This window comes from Oceanisphaera avium (assembly GCF_002157875.1).
GTDB lineage: Bacteria > Pseudomonadota > Gammaproteobacteria > Enterobacterales > Aeromonadaceae > Oceanimonas > Oceanimonas avium.
Genome location: NZ_CP021376.1, coordinates 2,061,795 through 2,078,206 on the forward strand (window position 1 = coordinate 2,061,795; position 16,412 = coordinate 2,078,206).

Genomic DNA, 16,412 nt, shown 5'->3' on the forward strand with positions numbered 1-16,412 from the left:
CATGAATAATCGTGTGGTGTTAGCCTTAGTTATTGCGGCCTTTACTATTTTTTTATGTTGGTCTGTTTCCATTAGACAAAGCTTATTATTTTTAGTGGGCATTGGCTTAGGCGCCACCTTAGCAGGCGCTCGATTTGGCTTTACTACAGGCTGGCGCCATTTAATTGAGCGCCGTGACGCCAGCGGTGTCTTTGCCCAACTCATACTGATCGCAATTGCCGCCGCATTTTCACTCCCACTGCTGGCCATGTTTCCTAGCGAACTAAGTGCTGCGCTAGGCCCGCCTAGCATTAGTTTATTAATAGGTGCACTGGTGTTTGGTGCGGCCATGCAAATTGCCGATGGCTGTGGCTCGGGCACCTTATATAAAGCCGGCTTAGGGATCCCGCTTAATATGACGTTATTGCCAATATTTGCGTTAGGCAGTTTTCTTGGCTCGGCGCATTTAGGTTGGTGGTTAGAGCTGGGTCAAGTGCAACCCGTAAGCTTAGTAACAGAAGTGGGGTTAAGTGGCGCTTTAGGTGTTACTTATCTGGGGCTGTTGTTACTTGGATTAGCTGCTTGGGGCTGGTCAAAAACCGCGACTTTATCGACCGCTTTATTTAATAAGCGCCTCTTACTGGGCGCGCTGTTTATTGCGCTATTAGCGGTACTTAACTTAATCATTGCCGGCCAACCTTGGGGCGTGGTGTACGGCTTTGGATTATGGGTGGCAAAAATTGCCCAAGCAGCCGATATATTTGAGCCGGCCAGCAATGTCTTTTGGAGCCAACCCGTTAATGCTAACGCACTAACCCAATCGCTATTTTTAGATATTACCTCCATCACTAATATCGGTATATTAGCCGGCGCCTTATGGATATTTGCCCGCCATAAAACCCCCCCTCACAGCCGCTTAGTGCAAAACAATGGTTAGTCGGCATTGTTGCGGGCTTTTTATTAGGTTACAGCTCGCGCTTGGCATTTGGCTGTAATGTGGGTGCCATGATCAGCGGCATTTCTACAGGCAGTATTCATGGCTGGATTTGGGTGGTGATGGCGTTTTTAGGCTCACTAGTGGGCGTGCGGATCCGCCGCCACTTTAATTATTAAAGGGGCTCGCTATGAAAAAGCTAACTCATCTGCGCATGCTAGTATTTTGGGGTTGTCTCATTGGATTTTTTATCTGGGATTGGCAACACTCAGCCACTATTAACCTAAGACTGGAAGCACCTATTATCGCCATCGGCTCTGGCCAGGCTCCCAGTGGCGGGCACTGCGCCGTTTTTTAAATCAAGAGAAACCCCTGTTTTATAAAAATAAGGCGAGCCGTTAGGTCGCCTTATTAGCGCACTACACTACTTGGCCGGCACACCAGCCGCTACTCCACGCCCACTGAAAGTTATAGCCCCCTAGCCAACCTGTTACATCCATCACTTCGCCAATAAAATAAAGGTTAGGTACTCTTTTCGCCATCATGGTTTTAGAGGAGAGCTCATCAGTGTTCACCCCACCCAACGTCACTTCAGCGGTGCGATAACCCTCAGTACCACCAGGCTTAATAGCCCAGGCGCTAATAATAGCTTCAATGGCGGCAATTTCTTTAGGCACATATTGCTTTAGTGGCTTATTAGCAATATTAGCTTGCTGCCATTCGGTTCTTAAAAATAAGGCTTCGACTAAGCGTTTAGGTAATTGATGAGTTAACCAAGTTTTGAGTTCTTGGTTAGGGTGTTCATTAATGCCTTGCGCTAACGCGCCAGCGGGCAATAATTCAAAATGAATAGCCTCTCCCGCTTGCCAGTAAGAGGATATTTGTAATACCGCAGGCCCTGATAAGCCTCGATGGGTAAATAGCAGGTTTTCGCTAAAACGGGTGCCATCGACACTGCTCGCCACCACAGGTAACGACACCCCGGCTAAGGGCTCAAGTGTGGCCTTATCTTCTGGCTGTAAGGTAAAAGGAACCAATCCCGCACGAGTAGGTAATACTTCTAAGCCAAATTGCTCAGCCAGCTGATAGCCAAAAGGGGTCGCGCCTAGTTTAGGCATAGATAAGCCACCGGTAGCCACGACCAGTGCTTGGCAGTGGTAAGTTTCACCTGAACTATTTACGCTAAAGCCATCATTAATCTCATCATCAGCAAGGCACTCCACTTTAGTAATGGCCACGCGCGACTTAATAGTTACCCCCGCAGCCTTGCTCTCTTTTAACAACATATCAATGATATCTTGTGCCGTGTTATCGCAAAACAGCTGACCTAGCGTTTTTTCATGATAAGGAATGCCGTGCTTTTCAACTAAGCCAATAAAATCCCATTGGCTGTAACGGGCCAGCGCCGATTTAACAAAGTGCGGGTTTTGACAAAGATAGGCAGTGGGCTCGATATAATAGTTAGTAAAGTTACAGCGTCCACCGCCCGACATTAAAATTTTGCCGCCTAAGCGCTTAGCATGATCCAACACTAAGACTCGGCGCCCGCGTTTCGCCGCCTCTATGGCACACATTAAACCGGCAGCGCCTGCCCCTAAAACGATAACATCCCAGCTTTTCATGACTTTTCCACGGCAGCAATTAGCAAAAGCGCTATTCTACCGATACCTTAAGGTGGCGGCTATATGGGGGCGCAATCAATAAATAACAGGCAAAAAATCCACCGCTGGCCGCTTTTATTTTCCTCTTCTGCTGGGCGTTTATGGCACACTCTTCTTAGAGATTAGGTAATTTAGCGCACACCTAATACAAGCGCTATGAGCACAAGGCGATAAACCGCATTATGAGTATCTTTAGTCACCAGTTTCACCACCTTAGCCAGCTACTTGAGCGCGCACGTCACGACTGGCAGCACACCCCCTTTAGCTGTACTCACTTGCCTTGGGCTGATTTGGCGCCCCCCTTATTAGCCATGAATGAAGAAGAGCTAGATGAGCTTGATGAAAACGACCATCGTGCCCTAGCATGGTTAGGCCAATGGCGCCCTGCGCTCTTAACCCCTTACTTTCAGCCATTGCCAGAGCTAAATCGCGCCAGCGATTACCACACGCCCCATTGGAGTAGTGGCATAGGGGGGCGAAAATGGGCGCAGATTAAAGACTTTGCCGCCAATATCACCGCCTTTGGCTCTCAACTTGCCAAAAACCCTACTTTGCCCATTTTGGAGTGGTGCGCGGGTAAAGGGCACTTAGGTCGCTTACTTGCTCAACAAGGTGCCAACATCACCAGCTTAGAATGGTCAGCCGAGCTGTGCGCCCAAGGGCAAGCATTAGCCGAGCAATTACAGCTAAATCATACCTTTATTTGTACCGACGCCCTTAGTGAGAGCGCCGCCACTCTTTTTAAAGCTCAACAATGTGGCGTGGCTTTACATGCTTGTGGTGAGCTGCATTTGCGTTTTCTTCAGCATGCTGCTCAGGCCGGCACCCAGGAATTAGCACTTTCACCTTGTTGCTACCATCTTATTAGTGGCGAGTGTTATCAGCCGCTATCTAAGTTAGGTCAAGCGCATGATCTAAAGCTGGATCGCCAAAGCTTGCGCCTCCCCTTACAACGCCAAATCACAGGGGGAGAGCGCGTGCGCAAACTGCGCCACCTCGAGTTAACTTGGCGCTTAGCCTTTGATGAACTGCAGCGCACCCTGACTAAAAATAACAGTTACTTGCCCTTGCCCAGCTTTCCTAAAGCGTTATTAAGCGGCTCTTTTAGCGAGTTTGTAGGCTGGGCGTGTAATAAAAAAGGTTTAGTAGCGCCCTTAACGATCGACAGCTCCCACTGGCTCGCCTTAGCAGAGCAGCGGCGTTTGTTAGTAAAGCGTATTGAGTTAGTACGCCATCGCTACCGTTATGGCTTAGAGTTATGGCTATTGCTGGATAAGGCGTTATTTTTAGAAGAGCAAGGCTATCAGGTACAGCTAGGTACCTTTACTAACTTAGCTAATACGCCGCGGCGTTATTTAATTCAAGCTAAGCGGCCTCTTCCTGTTACCTAAACTTATCTCACACGCCTAGGAGCTACTGTGAAACCAGCTGTACGAATACTGCCACCCAGCGCCTTTGAAATCGTGATGATGGTGTTGTCTATTATCTCGGTCATTATTATTGTGCTGCATCAATTTGGCCCCTTTAATGCGACCGAAAAAGAGCTATTGCTTAAGCTGGATACGGGAATTTGTTTGGTATTGCTTAGCCATTTTTTTTATGGCTTATTTCGTGCTCATAATAAGGGGCAATTTTTGCGAGTACACTGGATAGACTTTATTGCTTCTATTCCAGCAATAGATATTTTTCGCTATGGCCGAATTTTTCAAGTACTGCGGGTATTGCGGATGTTGCGCGTCGCCAATCAGGTGATCCGCCATCTATTAAAAAACACCGGCAGTACTATGTTGGCCTCTATGTTATTAGTGCTACTGGTAGTGTTAGGCGGCAGTGCCATCGCGATTTTAATGACAGAGGCGGGTAATCCTGGCTCTAATATTGAAACGGCAGAAGATGCCATTTGGTGGGCGCTGGTAACTATTTCCACCGTAGGCTATGGTGATTACTACCCTATTACTACGGCGGGACGTGTTATTTCTGCCATCGTTATCTTAACGGGCGTGTCTATTTTTGCGGGTATTTCAGGCTTAGTGGCATCCAGCTTATTAACACCTAAAAATGAAGATGCCGAGCGCCAGCAACAAGCTAACGATAACCAACAACATCTTGAGTTAAAAAACCACTTAACTAGCCTACAACAAGAAGTGGCTGAGCTAAGAGACGAGATAAACGTATTAACAACCTTACTTAAACAACAATAACTCAGCGCTACTAGTCAAAATACACGGATCCGCAACTCTACGACCTTTAGACTAGGGGCGGCGCTTGTATCGCTACCAAGTGTTGGCCTATGCTGGCAAAGGTGTGAAATTCTAAGTAACTCACGTTTTATCTACTAACGGATTGATAGAGTTATGAAAAAGGAGAAGTGCCATGACAGAACCCTATAAATACCAACATATCTTGGCGGCGGTTGATATGACCGAAAATAACCGCAAAGTCATTACTAAAGCTGTGGATAGAGCACGCGCTAACAATGCCAAATTGTCAGTGATCCACGTGGATGTGGACTTAAAAGACCTATATACCGAGATGATCGATATCGACATCGATAATATTCAAGACCAAGTGGTCGCCGATGCAAAACAACGCCTTGAAAACTACATCGGCGTCATCGACTATCCTATCGAGAAAAAGCTAGTCATTTGTGGCGATTTGGCACTTAAAGTGAACGAAGCCGTCGATATTCACGGCATCGACTTGTTAGTTTGTGGCCATGAGCAAAGTTTTTGGAGTCTCCTCACTTCTTCAGCTCGCCAGCTAATGAACACAGTCCCCTGTGATCTATTAGTAGTGCCCTTACCTAAAAATAAAAAATAAAAAGTAATTAAGGCGATGAACGCAGTTGATCGCCTATCTCATCAAGCAACTGGCGAAACCAAATCAGCGCCGGATCAAATTCAGTTAAGGGGTGTTGCGCTATGACATAAGTACTGCGCAGTGGCTCACTTAATACGTGTTGTTGCAAAGGATAGTAATGACAAAAATCCCGCGCAATCAGCTCAGGCACCATGGCCAAGTAACGTCCGGTTGCCAACAGTTTAGGTAGCGCCTCAAAGCTGGGTACCCACACCGCAATGGGGCGCTCTAATCCTTTCTTCTTTAGCCAGTTTTCTACCAAGGTTTGGTTATGTCCCCAGGTAGAGGTAGAAACATGGCTCCAGCTCACTAACTGCTCGGCACTTAATTGGGCAGGCAAATCGCTTTCTTTGGCCGATAAACACACCATGGCATTATCAAACCAAGGGCTAATCTTTAACCGTGGTGAGAGGTGATCGCCACTGGCAAACGCCACCACCAAATCCATACCGCCGCGAGAAAGATTATCTTCATAATCAGAGTGCACTAACTCGGTGACCGCCAGTCGACAGGCAGGCGCACGCTGATGTAATAAGTCCACTAATAGCGGTACGGCGCCATGCTCAATGGATGAAGGGACGGCAATACGAAAGGTGCGCGCCGATACTTTAGGGTCAAAACTTGCTGATTGGCGGATCCCTTGTTCAATGAGCATTAATGATTGGCGTACGGGCGCCGCCAACGCCAACGCTCTTTGGGTGGGGCGCATCTCTTTACGAGTCATCACAAATAAGGGATCGTCCAGCGCTTGGCGCAAGCGCGCCAAAGCATGGCTTACCGTAGATTGAGACAAATTAAGCTGCTCGGCGGCGCGGGTAACATTGCGACTATTCATTAGCACATCAAACACGCGCAACAAATTTAAGTCGAGGCGTTGATATAAATTATCCATCGATATAGACCATAGCTTTATGCTTATAATTCATTTTTTACATGGCTTATATCACCATAGAATGCCCCCGTTAAACAAGTTAATCGTCGGCGTGATGAAGTAATTTATCTGGCATTGAACTAACTGCTTCTGGGCATGGTGGCATCATGGGGGGTACTGCCTGTCTATTGCGCTTAACGAATTATTCGAGGTAATTCGATAACTGCAATAACAACAGAGTACTTAGCGAGTGCCTAAGTAATCATGCTGACAACCTTTAAGGACTTAGGTCCCTATTTCTGCGTGTGGTATTAACCACCTTGTTTGGGATGTCGTTTTTTTGACACACCTTAGTGATTCCCGGCCGATGCTTTGCATCGGCTTTTTTTATGCCTTTTTTGACTAGGGCTTTACGCTGACCGTTAACCACAAATACCGCCTCCTATGAGCAGAGGGTCTGAACCTAGGGCGTAAAGCGCACAGCTTACAGCTGCTGCTCGTCTTTTTTGCTATTATTGCGCCTATCTTTCGCCACTTCAGTCTGTTTTCATGCCTTATCTTGTTGTCGTTACCTTACTTTGGGCTTTTTCTTTTAGCTTTATTGGCGTTTATTTAGCGGGCAACGTTGATAGCTACTTTTCTGTACTAAGCCGAGTGGGATTAGCCAGCTTGCTGTTTTTACCTTGGCTGTCGTGGCGCCAGCCTCCTCGCCTTGCTCTAGGGATAATGGCGTGCGGGGCACTGCAACTTGGCGTCATGTATTTGTTTTATTATCAGTCTTTTTTATTACTCAGTGTGCCCGAAGTGCTGATTTTTACGGTGCTCACCCCTATTTATGTCACGCTGATTTATGACCTCTTACATCGGCGCTTTAACCCAGGTTACTTACTTACCGCTCTTTTAGCGGTATTAGGCGCCTTAGTGATCCGTTTTAATGGTCTTAATAGTGACTATTGGCTGGGATTTATGGTGGTACAAGGCGCAAACTTATCTTTTGCACTTGGCCAAGTCGGCTATAAAGTCTTGCTTGAGCGCTACCAACCTAGTGCAGCGCAACATAAATTATTTGGCTATTTCTATTTAGGTGCGCTGGCGGTAGCACTGCCCGCATGGTGGCTGTTAGGCAGTGCTCTTTATCCAAGTACTCAGCTGCAATGGGGCATTTTATTATGGCTAGGCTTAGGCGCCTCAGGCTTAGGTTATTTTTTATGGAATAAAGGCGCCACCCTAGTTAACGCCGGCGCTCTCGCCATTATGAACAATGCCCTCGTCCCCGCCGGCTTGCTCGTCAATTTACTGCTTTGGAACCGTGAAGCAGACTTAGTGCGCCTAAGTTTAGGCGGTGCTTTGCTGCTCGCTTCATTAGCACTCAATCAAGTCTGGCTAAAACCTAAGACTCAGCTCACGAACTAAGCTTTTAAATACCTTAAAAGCGCAAAATTGCGCACTGCAACATGGCATTAACGCTCACAACCCTTACACTTACTACACGCCATTATGCGAGGAGGTAAGCCATGTTTAATGCTTTGTTATTAGAAGAGTCAGGTAAAGACACCTTAGCTCGCGTGCAGCGTTTAGACGTAAACCAGCTCACTGAAGGTGATGTATTAGTACGCGTGGATTATTCCAGCCTTAACTACAAAGATGCACTGGCCATCACCGGTAAGGGCAAAATAGTACGCCATTGGCCCATGGTGCCCGGCGTCGATTTTGCCGGTACCGTGCTCGCTTCAGACCATGCTGATCATAAAATTGGTGATGAAGTCTTGCTTACCGGCTGGGGGGTAGGCGAAAAAACTTGGGGCGGCATGGCAGAAAAAGTGCGGGTAAATGGCGATTGGTTACAGTCTCTACCCGGTAATATGTCCCCCAAACGCGCCATGGCTATTGGTACTGCAGGTCTTACGGCTATGTTATCAGTAATGGCGCTAGAGCACGCCGGCATCACCCCCAACCAAGGCCCTATTTTAGTGACCGGTGCTACGGGTGGCGTGGGCTCTACGGCACTGCAGCTATTAGCCAAAGCCGGCTTTGAAGTGCATGCCGCCACGGGTCGCTCAGCTCACAAAGAATGGCTAACTCGCCTTGGCGCCAGCCAAGTGATTGATCGCAACGAGTTCTTACAAGAACCCGCCCCGCTCGCTAGCCAAGTGTGGGCCGGCGCTATTGATGCAGTAGGAGGGCGAACGTTAGCTAATATTTTAAGCCAAACCAAGATGCGCGGCGCAATCGCCGCCTGCGGACTAGCAGGAGGAGTGGCATTAAATACCACCGTCATGCCTTTTATTTTACGTGGTGTACAACTGCTTGGCATCGACTCTGTCTATGCCCCTATCGCTACTCGGGAAATCGCTTGGCAACGGCTTGAAGAGACTTTACCAGTGGATTTTGAAGAGCAATGTGAGGTTTACACCCTAGAGCAAAGCATTCAAGCGGCACACGACTTATTAGCCGGTAAGCTAAAAGGCCGTGCACTGATACAGCCTTAACTGACAAGCCCAAGCACTTAGCTAGAGACTCAATAGCTGCGCTAAATAAAAACGCGATAGCGAGCCACCTTAACCCTCGTCATACCGGGCTTGCCCGGTATCTCATTTCCCTAGTTAAGTCCTAACGACTAAACCGAGATCCTGACTTGCGTCAGGATGACGGCTAAACAATACACAACGCTTAGTTATTTGCCGTCATACCGAGCTTGCCCCGGTATCTCGTTTTTTTGGTTGAGTATTAAAGACTAAACCGAAATTCTGGCCTGCGTCAGGATGACGGCTAAATAAGATAGCTTGGCGCTAGCTTTGAATTTGTATAACACATTTAGGCCAGCGGTTATAAGATAAGCCTATCATTTTACTGTGGAGCTCAGCATGAGCACTCCTGTTATCACTCACTTGGTGATGGGCTTTTTAGGCAGCGGAAAAACCACCTTATTACGTCATTTACTTGCCAATAAGCCCGAGCATGAGCGTTGGGCCATTTTAGTCAACGAATTTGGTGAAGTAGGCATAGACGGTGCTTTATTAACTGAACAAGGCGCCATGATCAAAGAAGTACCGGGCGGCTGTTTATGTTGTGTGTCTGGCTTGCCCTTTCAAATTGGTTTAAATGCTCTACTGCATAAAGCTAAGCCGGATCGCTTGTTTATTGAGCCCAGTGGTTTAGGACATCCGAGCCAAATTTTAAAAACGCTAACTAATGAGCATTATCAAGACGTACTGCAATTAGGCGCCACTTTTTGTGTAGTCGACCCTCGCCAGTGGGCAGACAAACGCTACCAAGCTCATGAGACTTACCAAGACCAGTTAGCTCTAGCCGATGTGTTAGTGCTGAATAAGTCTGATTTAAGCACGCCTGAACAAGTAACAAATTTAATCGCGGCTATTGAGCAAGGTTACTTAGCTAAACCTTTAACATCTCAAGCTTTAGCATCCAAGTCGGCGCCCCAGCAATATGTCACCGTTAGCCAAGGGCAGCTAGATATTGGCTGGTTAAACACCGCCCATAATAGCGAGCGTCACGCCGCTCACCCTCAAGCCCATGCCAGTAATGCCCCACGCCCCTTAGTTGCCCAGTCTGAACCTCGCTTAAGTCGTGCTCAGCCATGGCGCAGGTACAGTAATCTTGGCCAAGATCATTACTCGGTGGGTTGGCGCTTTCTCGATGAAGTCTGTTTTGATTTAAGTAAAGTCGATACTTTTTGCCGCTCACTTAAGGTTGCCAGACTTAAAGCGGTATTACCTACCACAGATGGCTGGTGGGCTTTTAATATGGTGGATGAGCAGTTAGCTGTGTATCGCATAGCGCCCCAAACAGAAGGACGTTTAGAGTTAATCGACCTCGAGCCCTTGCCCGCACAAGCGCTACAAAAACAGCTGTTAGCGAGCCGAGCCGAGTGATACTAAAAGCACCGAGCCCTCACAAAAATTAAGCCAAGCTAGGATCAACGAAAAATAAGTGCTTGTTAATGAAAAAAGCTCCTCACCTTTAGGTTGAGTGTTTGGCGCTGACCATTAACAAGCACTTTCAAATTTACTCACTACTTTTCTGTGTTATTGCGTGGCGAATAGTTTCAGCCTTTCATGCCTAGAATCAGCTCCTGAGCGGAAGTGAGTAAAAAAATGCCAAAGCATGAGCTTTGGCATTATTGACAATTAGCAGTGTGTAAACCGCTCTAGTAGGCGTTTATTTAGCATTAGCACCAATAAACCAGGCATCTTTATCGATAATACGGCTGGCTTCGGTAAATAAGTCGGCAGTATCTTCATCTCCCGCCTCACCCGCTGCTTCAATGGCTTCACGCAGCGTTTCGGCCACTTTTTTATAACGCTCGGTCAGTGCTTTAACGTGATCATTTACCGCAGTAATACCGGTTGGGTAAGGCTTAAGTACCGTATCTTTAGCCACGCGGCTGGCCAAGCCATTAGGCTCACCACCTAAAATGACGACGCGCTCGGCAATAGTGTCAGAGATTTCAAGAATTCGGGCAGTGGTTTCATCTAATAGCTGATGCACGCCAATAAAGCCGGCACCTTGTAAGTTCCAGTGGCACTGCTTGCCAGATAAGGTTAAGTCGATGACGTTAGCCAAATTGGCATTTAATAGCTCGATCATTTTCTTGGCAGTGTTGTCGTCCAGTCCGCTTGCGTAACGTTCTCTCATTTTTACACTCCGTATGATGAATTATAGTGATGAAACTTATTGCGTTAGCTGTTCTACCTTTAGTGAAATTAGAAATGATTGTAAGCCTGAATCAAGCAGAACTTAGTAGGCACCTATTGATACTAGCAGCTTAAACTCTGCTGTTAACCCCTAGCATACAAATAATGTGATCCTTATGTCAGACTCAGTCGCAACCATTAAAACAAAGCCGTACGCCTTACGCTGTACGCCGTTAGTTAAAGACAAAGCTTGCCCTGCTGATAAACATTAAGGTTTCGTTTTTGAGGCGAGCCCTCAAAGCAACCTGCGGGGACAAGCCCGCTAAGGCCTGTGTTTTACGTACCGCGTAAGGCTTATCACGTACGGCTGCCCGCAGGGCTTAGTGCTTGGTTAATATATAAATCAAAACGATTATTTTTGGTGGCTATTTGTGTTGCAGGCGCGCTGTTATTTAAAAAACCCGCGTAACTGGGGCGCTTTACTACGACCCTGGCTTGGGCTAATTGCAGCGCTTGGGGCAATAAAGTATCGGCGTCTAAGTCGGGGCCCACTAGCGAGTGAAACACGCGCATTTCTTTTTTTACTAACGCGGCTTTCTTCTTATGGGGAAACATGGGGTCTAAATACACCACCTCTATCGACTCTTTAAGCAGCGTACTTATCTCAGCTAACTTAGTCCCTAGAGGTAGCAGCTGCATCCGCTCAGCTACCCAATCCCCTATTTCTGCATCTTGGCGAGCGCGGCGCAAGCCATCGGCTAACAGCGCATGCACCACTGGGTGGCGCTCGCACAGCCAAACTGTGCAACCAAGAGAGGCTAAAACAAAGGCATCTCGTCCTAAGCCGGCGGTGCCATCCACTACGGTGGGGTTTTGGCCTTTCTTTAAGCCCACAGCTTTAGCAATCGATTGTCCACGTCCACCACCAAACTTGCGTCTATGAGCGACCGCACCCTCGGCAAGATCCACATAGATACCGCTGAGTTTGGGCTCATCAAGCTTTTGCAGCTCCAATCGGCCATCAATAAACACCAGAGCAAAGGGAGCGGCGGGCGTAACACCGCTTAAGGTCTCAGCCAAGAGCGCGGCATTGCTTTGCAACTCGATGTCTTTTACCACAATTTGTACGGGGTAGTGAGTGGCTAACGGATGTTGAACGTCTGTCATTAAGGGTTACCATCAAAAACGGCTGGCACGCAGCCAGCCGTCATTTAAAATATATTCGCAACACTTGGCGCCACTACATTATGCCGCTAAGGTTAAACAAGCGCTATTAAGCAGTAATGCCAGAGTGGCGCAACAGCGCATCGGTATTTGGCTCGCGACCGCGGAATTGCTTAAACAGCTCCATGGGCTCTTTAGCACCGCCCTGCTCCAAAATGGCATGCAAGAAATCACGGCCAGTTTTGGCACAAAAGATACCTTCTTCTTCAAAGCGCGAAAAGGCATCGCTCGACAACACTTCTGCCCACTTATAGCTGTAATATCCCGCGGCATAACCGCCAGCAAAGATATGAGCAAAGCCATGCTGAAAGCGATTAAAGCTCGGCGGTGTGATCACAGCTACCGACTGTCTTACTTCATCTAGGATAGCTTGCACTTGGCCGGGCTTAGCACTGTCTTTATTCATGTGCAGTTTAAAATCAAACAACGCAAACTCTAATTGGCGCAGCATCATCAAGGCCGAGTGATAATTACGCGCCGCTAACATGCGCTCTAATAAATCGGCAGGCAAGGGTGCACCGGTTTCATAATGGCCGGAGATAAAGGCCAACGCCTCTGGCTGCCAGCACCAGTTTTCTAAGAACTGACTAGGTAACTCAACCGCATCCCAAGGCACACCGTTAATACCCGACACCCCTGCCACATCGACTTTCGTGAGCATGTGGTGAATGCCGTGCCCAAACTCATGAAATAATGTTTCTACTTCGCCGTGGGTAAACAGCGCCGGCTGATCGCCAACGGGGCCATTAAAGTTACAAGTAAGATAGGCCACTGGCTTTTGCAAGCTGCCATCTTCACGGTAACGACGACCCATACAATCATCCATCCAAGCACCGCCGCGCTTATTAGCACGGGCATACAGGTCTAAGTAAAAACTACCGCGCAGCTCGCCATCTTCACCGAAAATATCAAAAAAGCGCACATCAGGATGCCATACTTCCACGCCAAAGCGCTCGGTGACTTTTACGCCAAATAAGCGTTTTACGGTTTCAAATAAACCATGCACTACTTTATTAGCAGGGAAATAAGGGCGCAGCTCTTCATCAGAAATGGTGTATTTATGCTGCTTAAGCTTTTCACCGTAATAGGTCACATCCCAGGCATTAAGTTGTTCTATACCGTGATGTTCATGAGCAAACTCTGTAAGCTCTGCCAGATCCGCTTGGCCTTGAGGATAGGAGCGCTCGGCGAGCTCACCTAAAAAGTCCAACACCTGCTGTTCGCTTTCAGCCATTTTGGTCGACAACGATAACTGAGCGTAATTTTCAAAGCCCAGTAGCTCGGCCAGCTCTTGCTTAAGCGCCAGCGTTTCTTCAATCACTTGAGTGTTATCAAACTCACCGGCGTTAGGCCCTTGGTCTGAGGCGCGAGTGGAGTAGGCGCGGTACAACTCTTCTCGCAAGGCTGCATCATCGGCATACATCATCACCGGTAAATAAGAGGGAATATCAAGTGTAAACACCCAGCCCTCTAATTCGCGCGCTTGAGCTTGGGCTTGAGCGGCGGCTTTGGCAGAGTCGGGCAAACCAGCCAACTGAGCATCATCGGTAATGTGTTTAATCCACGCTTGAGTAGCATCTAGTACTTGGTTAGAAAACTGCGAGCCTAAATCAGACAGACGAGATTTAATTTCACCAAAGCGCTGTTTTTGACCCGCCTCGAGAGCGATGCCCGATAAGCGAAAATCACGCAGCGTGTTATTGACTTCTTTTTGCTGAGCTAGGCTCAACTTTTTAAAGTTATCGCGCTTAGCGAGGCTTTGATAAGCATCGAACAAGCCCTGATGTTGCCCCATCCAAGTGCTGTATTCAGAAAGTAGCGGTAGGCACTCTTCATAAGCTAAGCGTAATTCTTCGCTATTGAGCACACTGTTTAAATGACTGGCCGGCGACCAAATACGCGATAGCCGATCTCCTACTTCTTCTAATGGCGCAACCAAGTTGTCCCACGTAAAGTTTTCATCATCGTCACGGCCTAACACCAGCTCCACGCGTTTTTTACAATCATTAATAGCATGCTCGAGCGCCGGCTTAATATGCTCTGGCTTAATCTGACTAAACGGCGGCAAGCCGTCCATGGTCAGTAATGGATTAGTCATTTGGGTACCTCTGGATGTTTTGGCCTTCGACTTGCTCAATCGCAATCGAGGAATACCTCTAACATGGTGCTCTCAAGAGCAATGTTCAAGCTTTTACTGGCGATAAGGGTCAATTTTCGGCAATAACGCCTAGATAGTGAGCAGTTTATTCATCAAGTCTTGGTGTACAATCGTTGATGGCTTAGGCTAGGTATCACTTTGGCCTTAGAATTTCTTATCTTCTCATTAGGAGCGTATACATGGCACAGCATTTTGATTACATCGCCATCGGCGGCGGCAGTGGCGGGATTGCCTCAGCAAACCGCGCTGCTATGCACGGTAAAAAAGTCGCCTTAATTGAAGCCAAAGACTTAGGTGGCACTTGTGTCAACGTAGGTTGCGTGCCTAAAAAGGTGATGTGGTATGGGGCACAAGTGGCCGATGCCATTAAGTTATATGCTAAAGATTATGGCTTTGACGTGGATCTAAAAGGCCACAGCTGGAGCAAGTTAATTGAAAGCCGCCAAGCCTATATTGGTCGAATTCATGACTCTTATGATCGGGTGCTAGGTAATAATAAAATAACCGTGATTAAGGGCTTTGCCCGCTTTAAAGATGCCAATACCCTAGTAGTGAACGGCGAAGAATATACCGCCGACCATATTGCTATTGCCACTGGCGGCGAGCCGGTTATTCCACAGATCCCTGGAGCTGAATATGGCATCGACTCCGACGGCTTTTTTGCACTCACCGAACAACCTAAGCGTGTAGCGGTAGTGGGTGCCGGTTATATTGCTGTAGAGCTGGCAGGAGTGATGAATGCACTGGGCTCTGAAACGCATTTATTAGTGCGCAAGCAATCCCCTCTTCGCGAATTTGATCCCCTTTTAGTTGAAACCCTAGTAGAGGCCATGAACAGCGAAGGGCCAACATTACACACCGAGTCGGTTCCTAAAAGCGTTGAAAAAAATAGCGATGGCAGCTTAACGCTGCATTTAGAAAACGCAAAGCAAGTGACCGTCGATTGCTTAATTTGGGCTATTGGCCGTCGTCCATTAACGGACCAACTCAACCTAGAAGCCGCCGGCGTTGAAACAGATGCGAGGGGCTACATCAAAGTTGATAAATACCAAAACACCAGCGCTAAGGGTGTTTATGCTCTTGGCGATAACATTGGCTATGTTGAGCTAACGCCAGTGGCAGTGAAAGCGGGCCGTTTGTTATCAGAGCGCTTATTCAACGGCCAAACTAACGCCCAAATGGATTATGACATGGTACCGACAGTGGTATTTAGTCACCCGCCTATTGGCACCTTAGGCCTCACCGAGCCCCAAGCTAAAGAGCAACATGGCGATGAGCAAGTGAAAGTCTATACCTCTACTTTTACCTCTATGTATACCGCAGTAACAGCCCACCGCCAGCCTTGCAAAATGAAGCTAGTGTGTGTGGGTAAAGATGAAAAAGTAGTAGGCGTACACGGCATTGGTTTTGGCATGGATGAAATCTTGCAAGGCTTCGCAGTCGCCGTGAAAATGGGCGCCACTAAAGCAGATTTTGATGCCTGCGTGGCCATTCATCCCACGGGCGCGGAAGAGTTTGTGACTATGAGGGGTTAATGTAGAAAACCCACCTACACACGTTCGTACTGTAGAAAAACTAATAGGCCAGAGCCTCGTTCTCTGGCCTTTATTGACTCATCGATACACTGCCTTTCCTAAAACGTTTATGCCCCAAAATGAGTTAACAAGTAGACGCTGGATCAGTAACGAGCAGGTAGTCCTCCTGGAAACGAAAGGTCGTCGATGGTCACGGACAGATACTCCCGTCCGGCTTCGCTAATTTTCTTCCAGGCAGCACCAATGTCGTAGCTTGCCGCCTGCACGCGGAAGTCAGGGGCGCTTTCGTTGTTGCCCTTGTCGTTGGGAACGAGTTTGACCTTGAGATTCAGGGCCAGAGTGTGGAGCTGACCCCCTTGAAGCGTGGCTTGGACGCTCCATGGCAAGACCAAGCTGTGTGTTTGTGGCTTTGCCTTTGTGACATAATGGACAACAAGCTGCCAACGCTGAGGGTGACACACGGTTATTCAACGTCCAACCAGCCATGATGAGCTAGCCCCCCCGTAATCACGACGGCATGCCATCACGTGAGGGGC

General features: G+C 47.8%; 16 protein-coding genes. 10 read left to right on the top strand and 6 right to left on the bottom strand.

Features of this window, described 5'->3' with window-relative positions:
* The first annotated feature begins 1 nt into the window (after window position 1).
* From CBP12_RS09560 to CBP12_RS13575, 3 genes are read left to right on the top strand one after another with little or no spacing between them, the layout of a single operon-like run.
* The gene (locus tag CBP12_RS09560; protein ID WP_198341781.1) at window positions 2–916 is read left to right on the top strand and encodes a YeeE/YedE thiosulfate transporter family protein; all 915 of its coding nucleotides are present in this window, start codon (window positions 2–4) and stop codon (window positions 914–916) included.
* 41 nt (window positions 917–957) lie between these two features.
* Complete coding sequence (locus CBP12_RS13830) at window positions 958–1,092, top strand: YeeE/YedE thiosulfate transporter family protein (RefSeq protein ID WP_269765815.1); 135 nt, start codon at window positions 958–960, stop codon at window positions 1,090–1,092.
* Window positions 1,093–1,103: 11 nt separating this feature from the next.
* A complete protein-coding gene (locus tag CBP12_RS13575; RefSeq protein ID WP_198341782.1) occupies window positions 1,104–1,271 on the top strand; it encodes a hypothetical protein in 168 nt (55 codons plus the stop codon).
* A 61-nt stretch (window positions 1,272–1,332) separates the two neighbouring features.
* Here the strand turns inward: CBP12_RS13575 and CBP12_RS09565 are convergent, their stop codons facing one another.
* Entirely contained in the window at window positions 1,333–2,535 is a 1,203-nt protein-coding gene (locus CBP12_RS09565) for a BaiN/RdsA family NAD(P)/FAD-dependent oxidoreductase (RefSeq protein ID WP_086964227.1), read from the bottom strand.
* Window positions 2,536–2,756: 221 nt separating this feature from the next.
* On the opposite strand from CBP12_RS09565, the gene CBP12_RS09570 reads away from it, so the two are divergent.
* From CBP12_RS09570 to CBP12_RS09580, 3 genes are all read left to right on the top strand, one after another.
* Complete coding sequence (locus CBP12_RS09570) at window positions 2,757–3,965, top strand: methyltransferase (RefSeq protein WP_086964228.1); 1,209 nt, start codon at window positions 2,757–2,759, stop codon at window positions 3,963–3,965.
* Between the two features lie 27 nt (window positions 3,966–3,992).
* Window positions 3,993–4,775 carry an ion transporter gene (locus CBP12_RS09575; RefSeq protein ID WP_086964229.1) on the top strand — a complete coding sequence of 261 codons (783 nt, stop codon included), beginning with the start codon at window positions 3,993–3,995 and terminating at the stop codon, window positions 4,773–4,775.
* Window positions 4,776–4,947: 172 nt separating this feature from the next.
* Complete coding sequence (locus CBP12_RS09580) at window positions 4,948–5,394, top strand: universal stress protein (protein WP_086964230.1); 447 nt, start codon at window positions 4,948–4,950, stop codon at window positions 5,392–5,394.
* Between the two features lie 7 nt (window positions 5,395–5,401).
* Here CBP12_RS09580 and CBP12_RS09585 read toward each other — a convergent pair whose 3' ends face one another.
* Window positions 5,402–6,325 carry a LysR family transcriptional regulator gene (locus CBP12_RS09585; protein WP_086964231.1) on the bottom strand — a complete coding sequence of 308 codons (924 nt, stop codon included), beginning with the start codon at window positions 6,323–6,325 and terminating at the stop codon, window positions 5,402–5,404.
* Window positions 6,326–6,853: 528 nt separating this feature from the next.
* Between CBP12_RS09585 and CBP12_RS09590 the strand changes: the two genes are divergently transcribed.
* From CBP12_RS09590 to CBP12_RS09600, 3 genes are all read left to right on the top strand, one after another.
* Entirely contained in the window at window positions 6,854–7,717 is an 864-nt protein-coding gene (locus CBP12_RS09590; protein WP_086964232.1) for a carboxylate/amino acid/amine transporter, read from the top strand.
* A gap of 101 nt (window positions 7,718–7,818) precedes the next feature.
* Entirely contained in the window at window positions 7,819–8,793 is a 975-nt protein-coding gene (locus tag CBP12_RS09595; RefSeq protein ID WP_086964233.1) for an MDR family oxidoreductase, read from the top strand.
* 375 nt (window positions 8,794–9,168) lie between these two features.
* Window positions 9,169–10,197, top strand: a complete 1,029-nt coding sequence (locus tag CBP12_RS09600; RefSeq protein WP_086964234.1) for a CobW family GTP-binding protein — start codon at window positions 9,169–9,171, stop codon at window positions 10,195–10,197.
* Between the two features lie 286 nt (window positions 10,198–10,483).
* Here CBP12_RS09600 and dps read toward each other — a convergent pair whose 3' ends face one another.
* The 3 genes from dps to prlC all read right to left on the bottom strand — a co-directional run bounded on the left by dps (window position 10,484) and on the right by prlC (window position 14,281).
* Window positions 10,484–10,960, bottom strand: coding sequence for a DNA starvation/stationary phase protection protein Dps (gene dps / locus CBP12_RS09605; RefSeq protein WP_086964235.1), 477 nt, complete (start codon window positions 10,958–10,960; stop codon window positions 10,484–10,486).
* Between the two features lie 356 nt (window positions 10,961–11,316).
* Entirely contained in the window at window positions 11,317–12,126 is an 810-nt protein-coding gene (locus CBP12_RS09610; protein ID WP_086964236.1) for a class I SAM-dependent methyltransferase, read from the bottom strand.
* A 106-nt stretch (window positions 12,127–12,232) separates the two neighbouring features.
* Window positions 12,233–14,281, bottom strand: a complete 2,049-nt coding sequence (gene prlC / locus CBP12_RS09615; protein WP_086964237.1) for an oligopeptidase A — start codon at window positions 14,279–14,281, stop codon at window positions 12,233–12,235.
* A 239-nt stretch (window positions 14,282–14,520) separates the two neighbouring features.
* Here prlC and gorA point away from each other — a divergent pair, with 239 nt between their 5' ends.
* Window positions 14,521–15,876, top strand: a complete 1,356-nt coding sequence (gorA, locus tag CBP12_RS09620; protein ID WP_086964238.1) for a glutathione-disulfide reductase — start codon at window positions 14,521–14,523, stop codon at window positions 15,874–15,876.
* Between the two features lie 143 nt (window positions 15,877–16,019).
* On the opposite strand, the gene CBP12_RS09625 is transcribed toward gorA, so the two are convergent.
* Window positions 16,020–16,337, bottom strand: coding sequence for a DUF736 domain-containing protein (locus tag CBP12_RS09625; RefSeq protein ID WP_425383207.1), 318 nt, complete (start codon window positions 16,335–16,337; stop codon window positions 16,020–16,022).
* Between the last annotated feature and the right edge of the window lie 75 nt (window positions 16,338–16,412).

Bases quoted from the DNA above. Each gene is read 5' to 3' on its own strand.
- CBP12_RS09560 (WP_198341781.1), top strand. From the start codon at position 2: ATGAATAATCGTGTGGTGTTAGCCTTAGTTATTGCGGCCTTTACTATT.
- CBP12_RS13575 (WP_198341782.1), top strand. From the start codon at position 1,104: ATGAAAAAGCTAACTCATCTGCGCATGCTAGTATTTTGGGGTTGTCTC.
- CBP12_RS09565 (WP_086964227.1), bottom strand. From the start codon at position 2,535: ATGAAAAGCTGGGATGTTATCGTTTTAGGGGCAGGCGCTGCCGGTTTA.
- CBP12_RS09570 (WP_086964228.1), top strand. From the start codon at position 2,757: ATGAGTATCTTTAGTCACCAGTTTCACCACCTTAGCCAGCTACTTGAG.
- CBP12_RS09580 (WP_086964230.1), top strand. From the start codon at position 4,948: ATGACAGAACCCTATAAATACCAACATATCTTGGCGGCGGTTGATATG.
- CBP12_RS09585 (WP_086964231.1), bottom strand. From the start codon at position 6,325: ATGGATAATTTATATCAACGCCTCGACTTAAATTTGTTGCGCGTGTTT.
- CBP12_RS09590 (WP_086964232.1), top strand. From the start codon at position 6,854: ATGCCTTATCTTGTTGTCGTTACCTTACTTTGGGCTTTTTCTTTTAGC.
- CBP12_RS09595 (WP_086964233.1), top strand. From the start codon at position 7,819: ATGTTTAATGCTTTGTTATTAGAAGAGTCAGGTAAAGACACCTTAGCT.
- CBP12_RS09600 (WP_086964234.1), top strand. From the start codon at position 9,169: ATGAGCACTCCTGTTATCACTCACTTGGTGATGGGCTTTTTAGGCAGC.
- dps (WP_086964235.1), bottom strand. From the start codon at position 10,960: ATGAGAGAACGTTACGCAAGCGGACTGGACGACAACACTGCCAAGAAA.
- CBP12_RS09610 (WP_086964236.1), bottom strand. From the start codon at position 12,126: ATGACAGACGTTCAACATCCGTTAGCCACTCACTACCCCGTACAAATT.
- prlC (WP_086964237.1), bottom strand. From the start codon at position 14,281: ATGACTAATCCATTACTGACCATGGACGGCTTGCCGCCGTTTAGTCAG.
- gorA (WP_086964238.1), top strand. From the start codon at position 14,521: ATGGCACAGCATTTTGATTACATCGCCATCGGCGGCGGCAGTGGCGGG.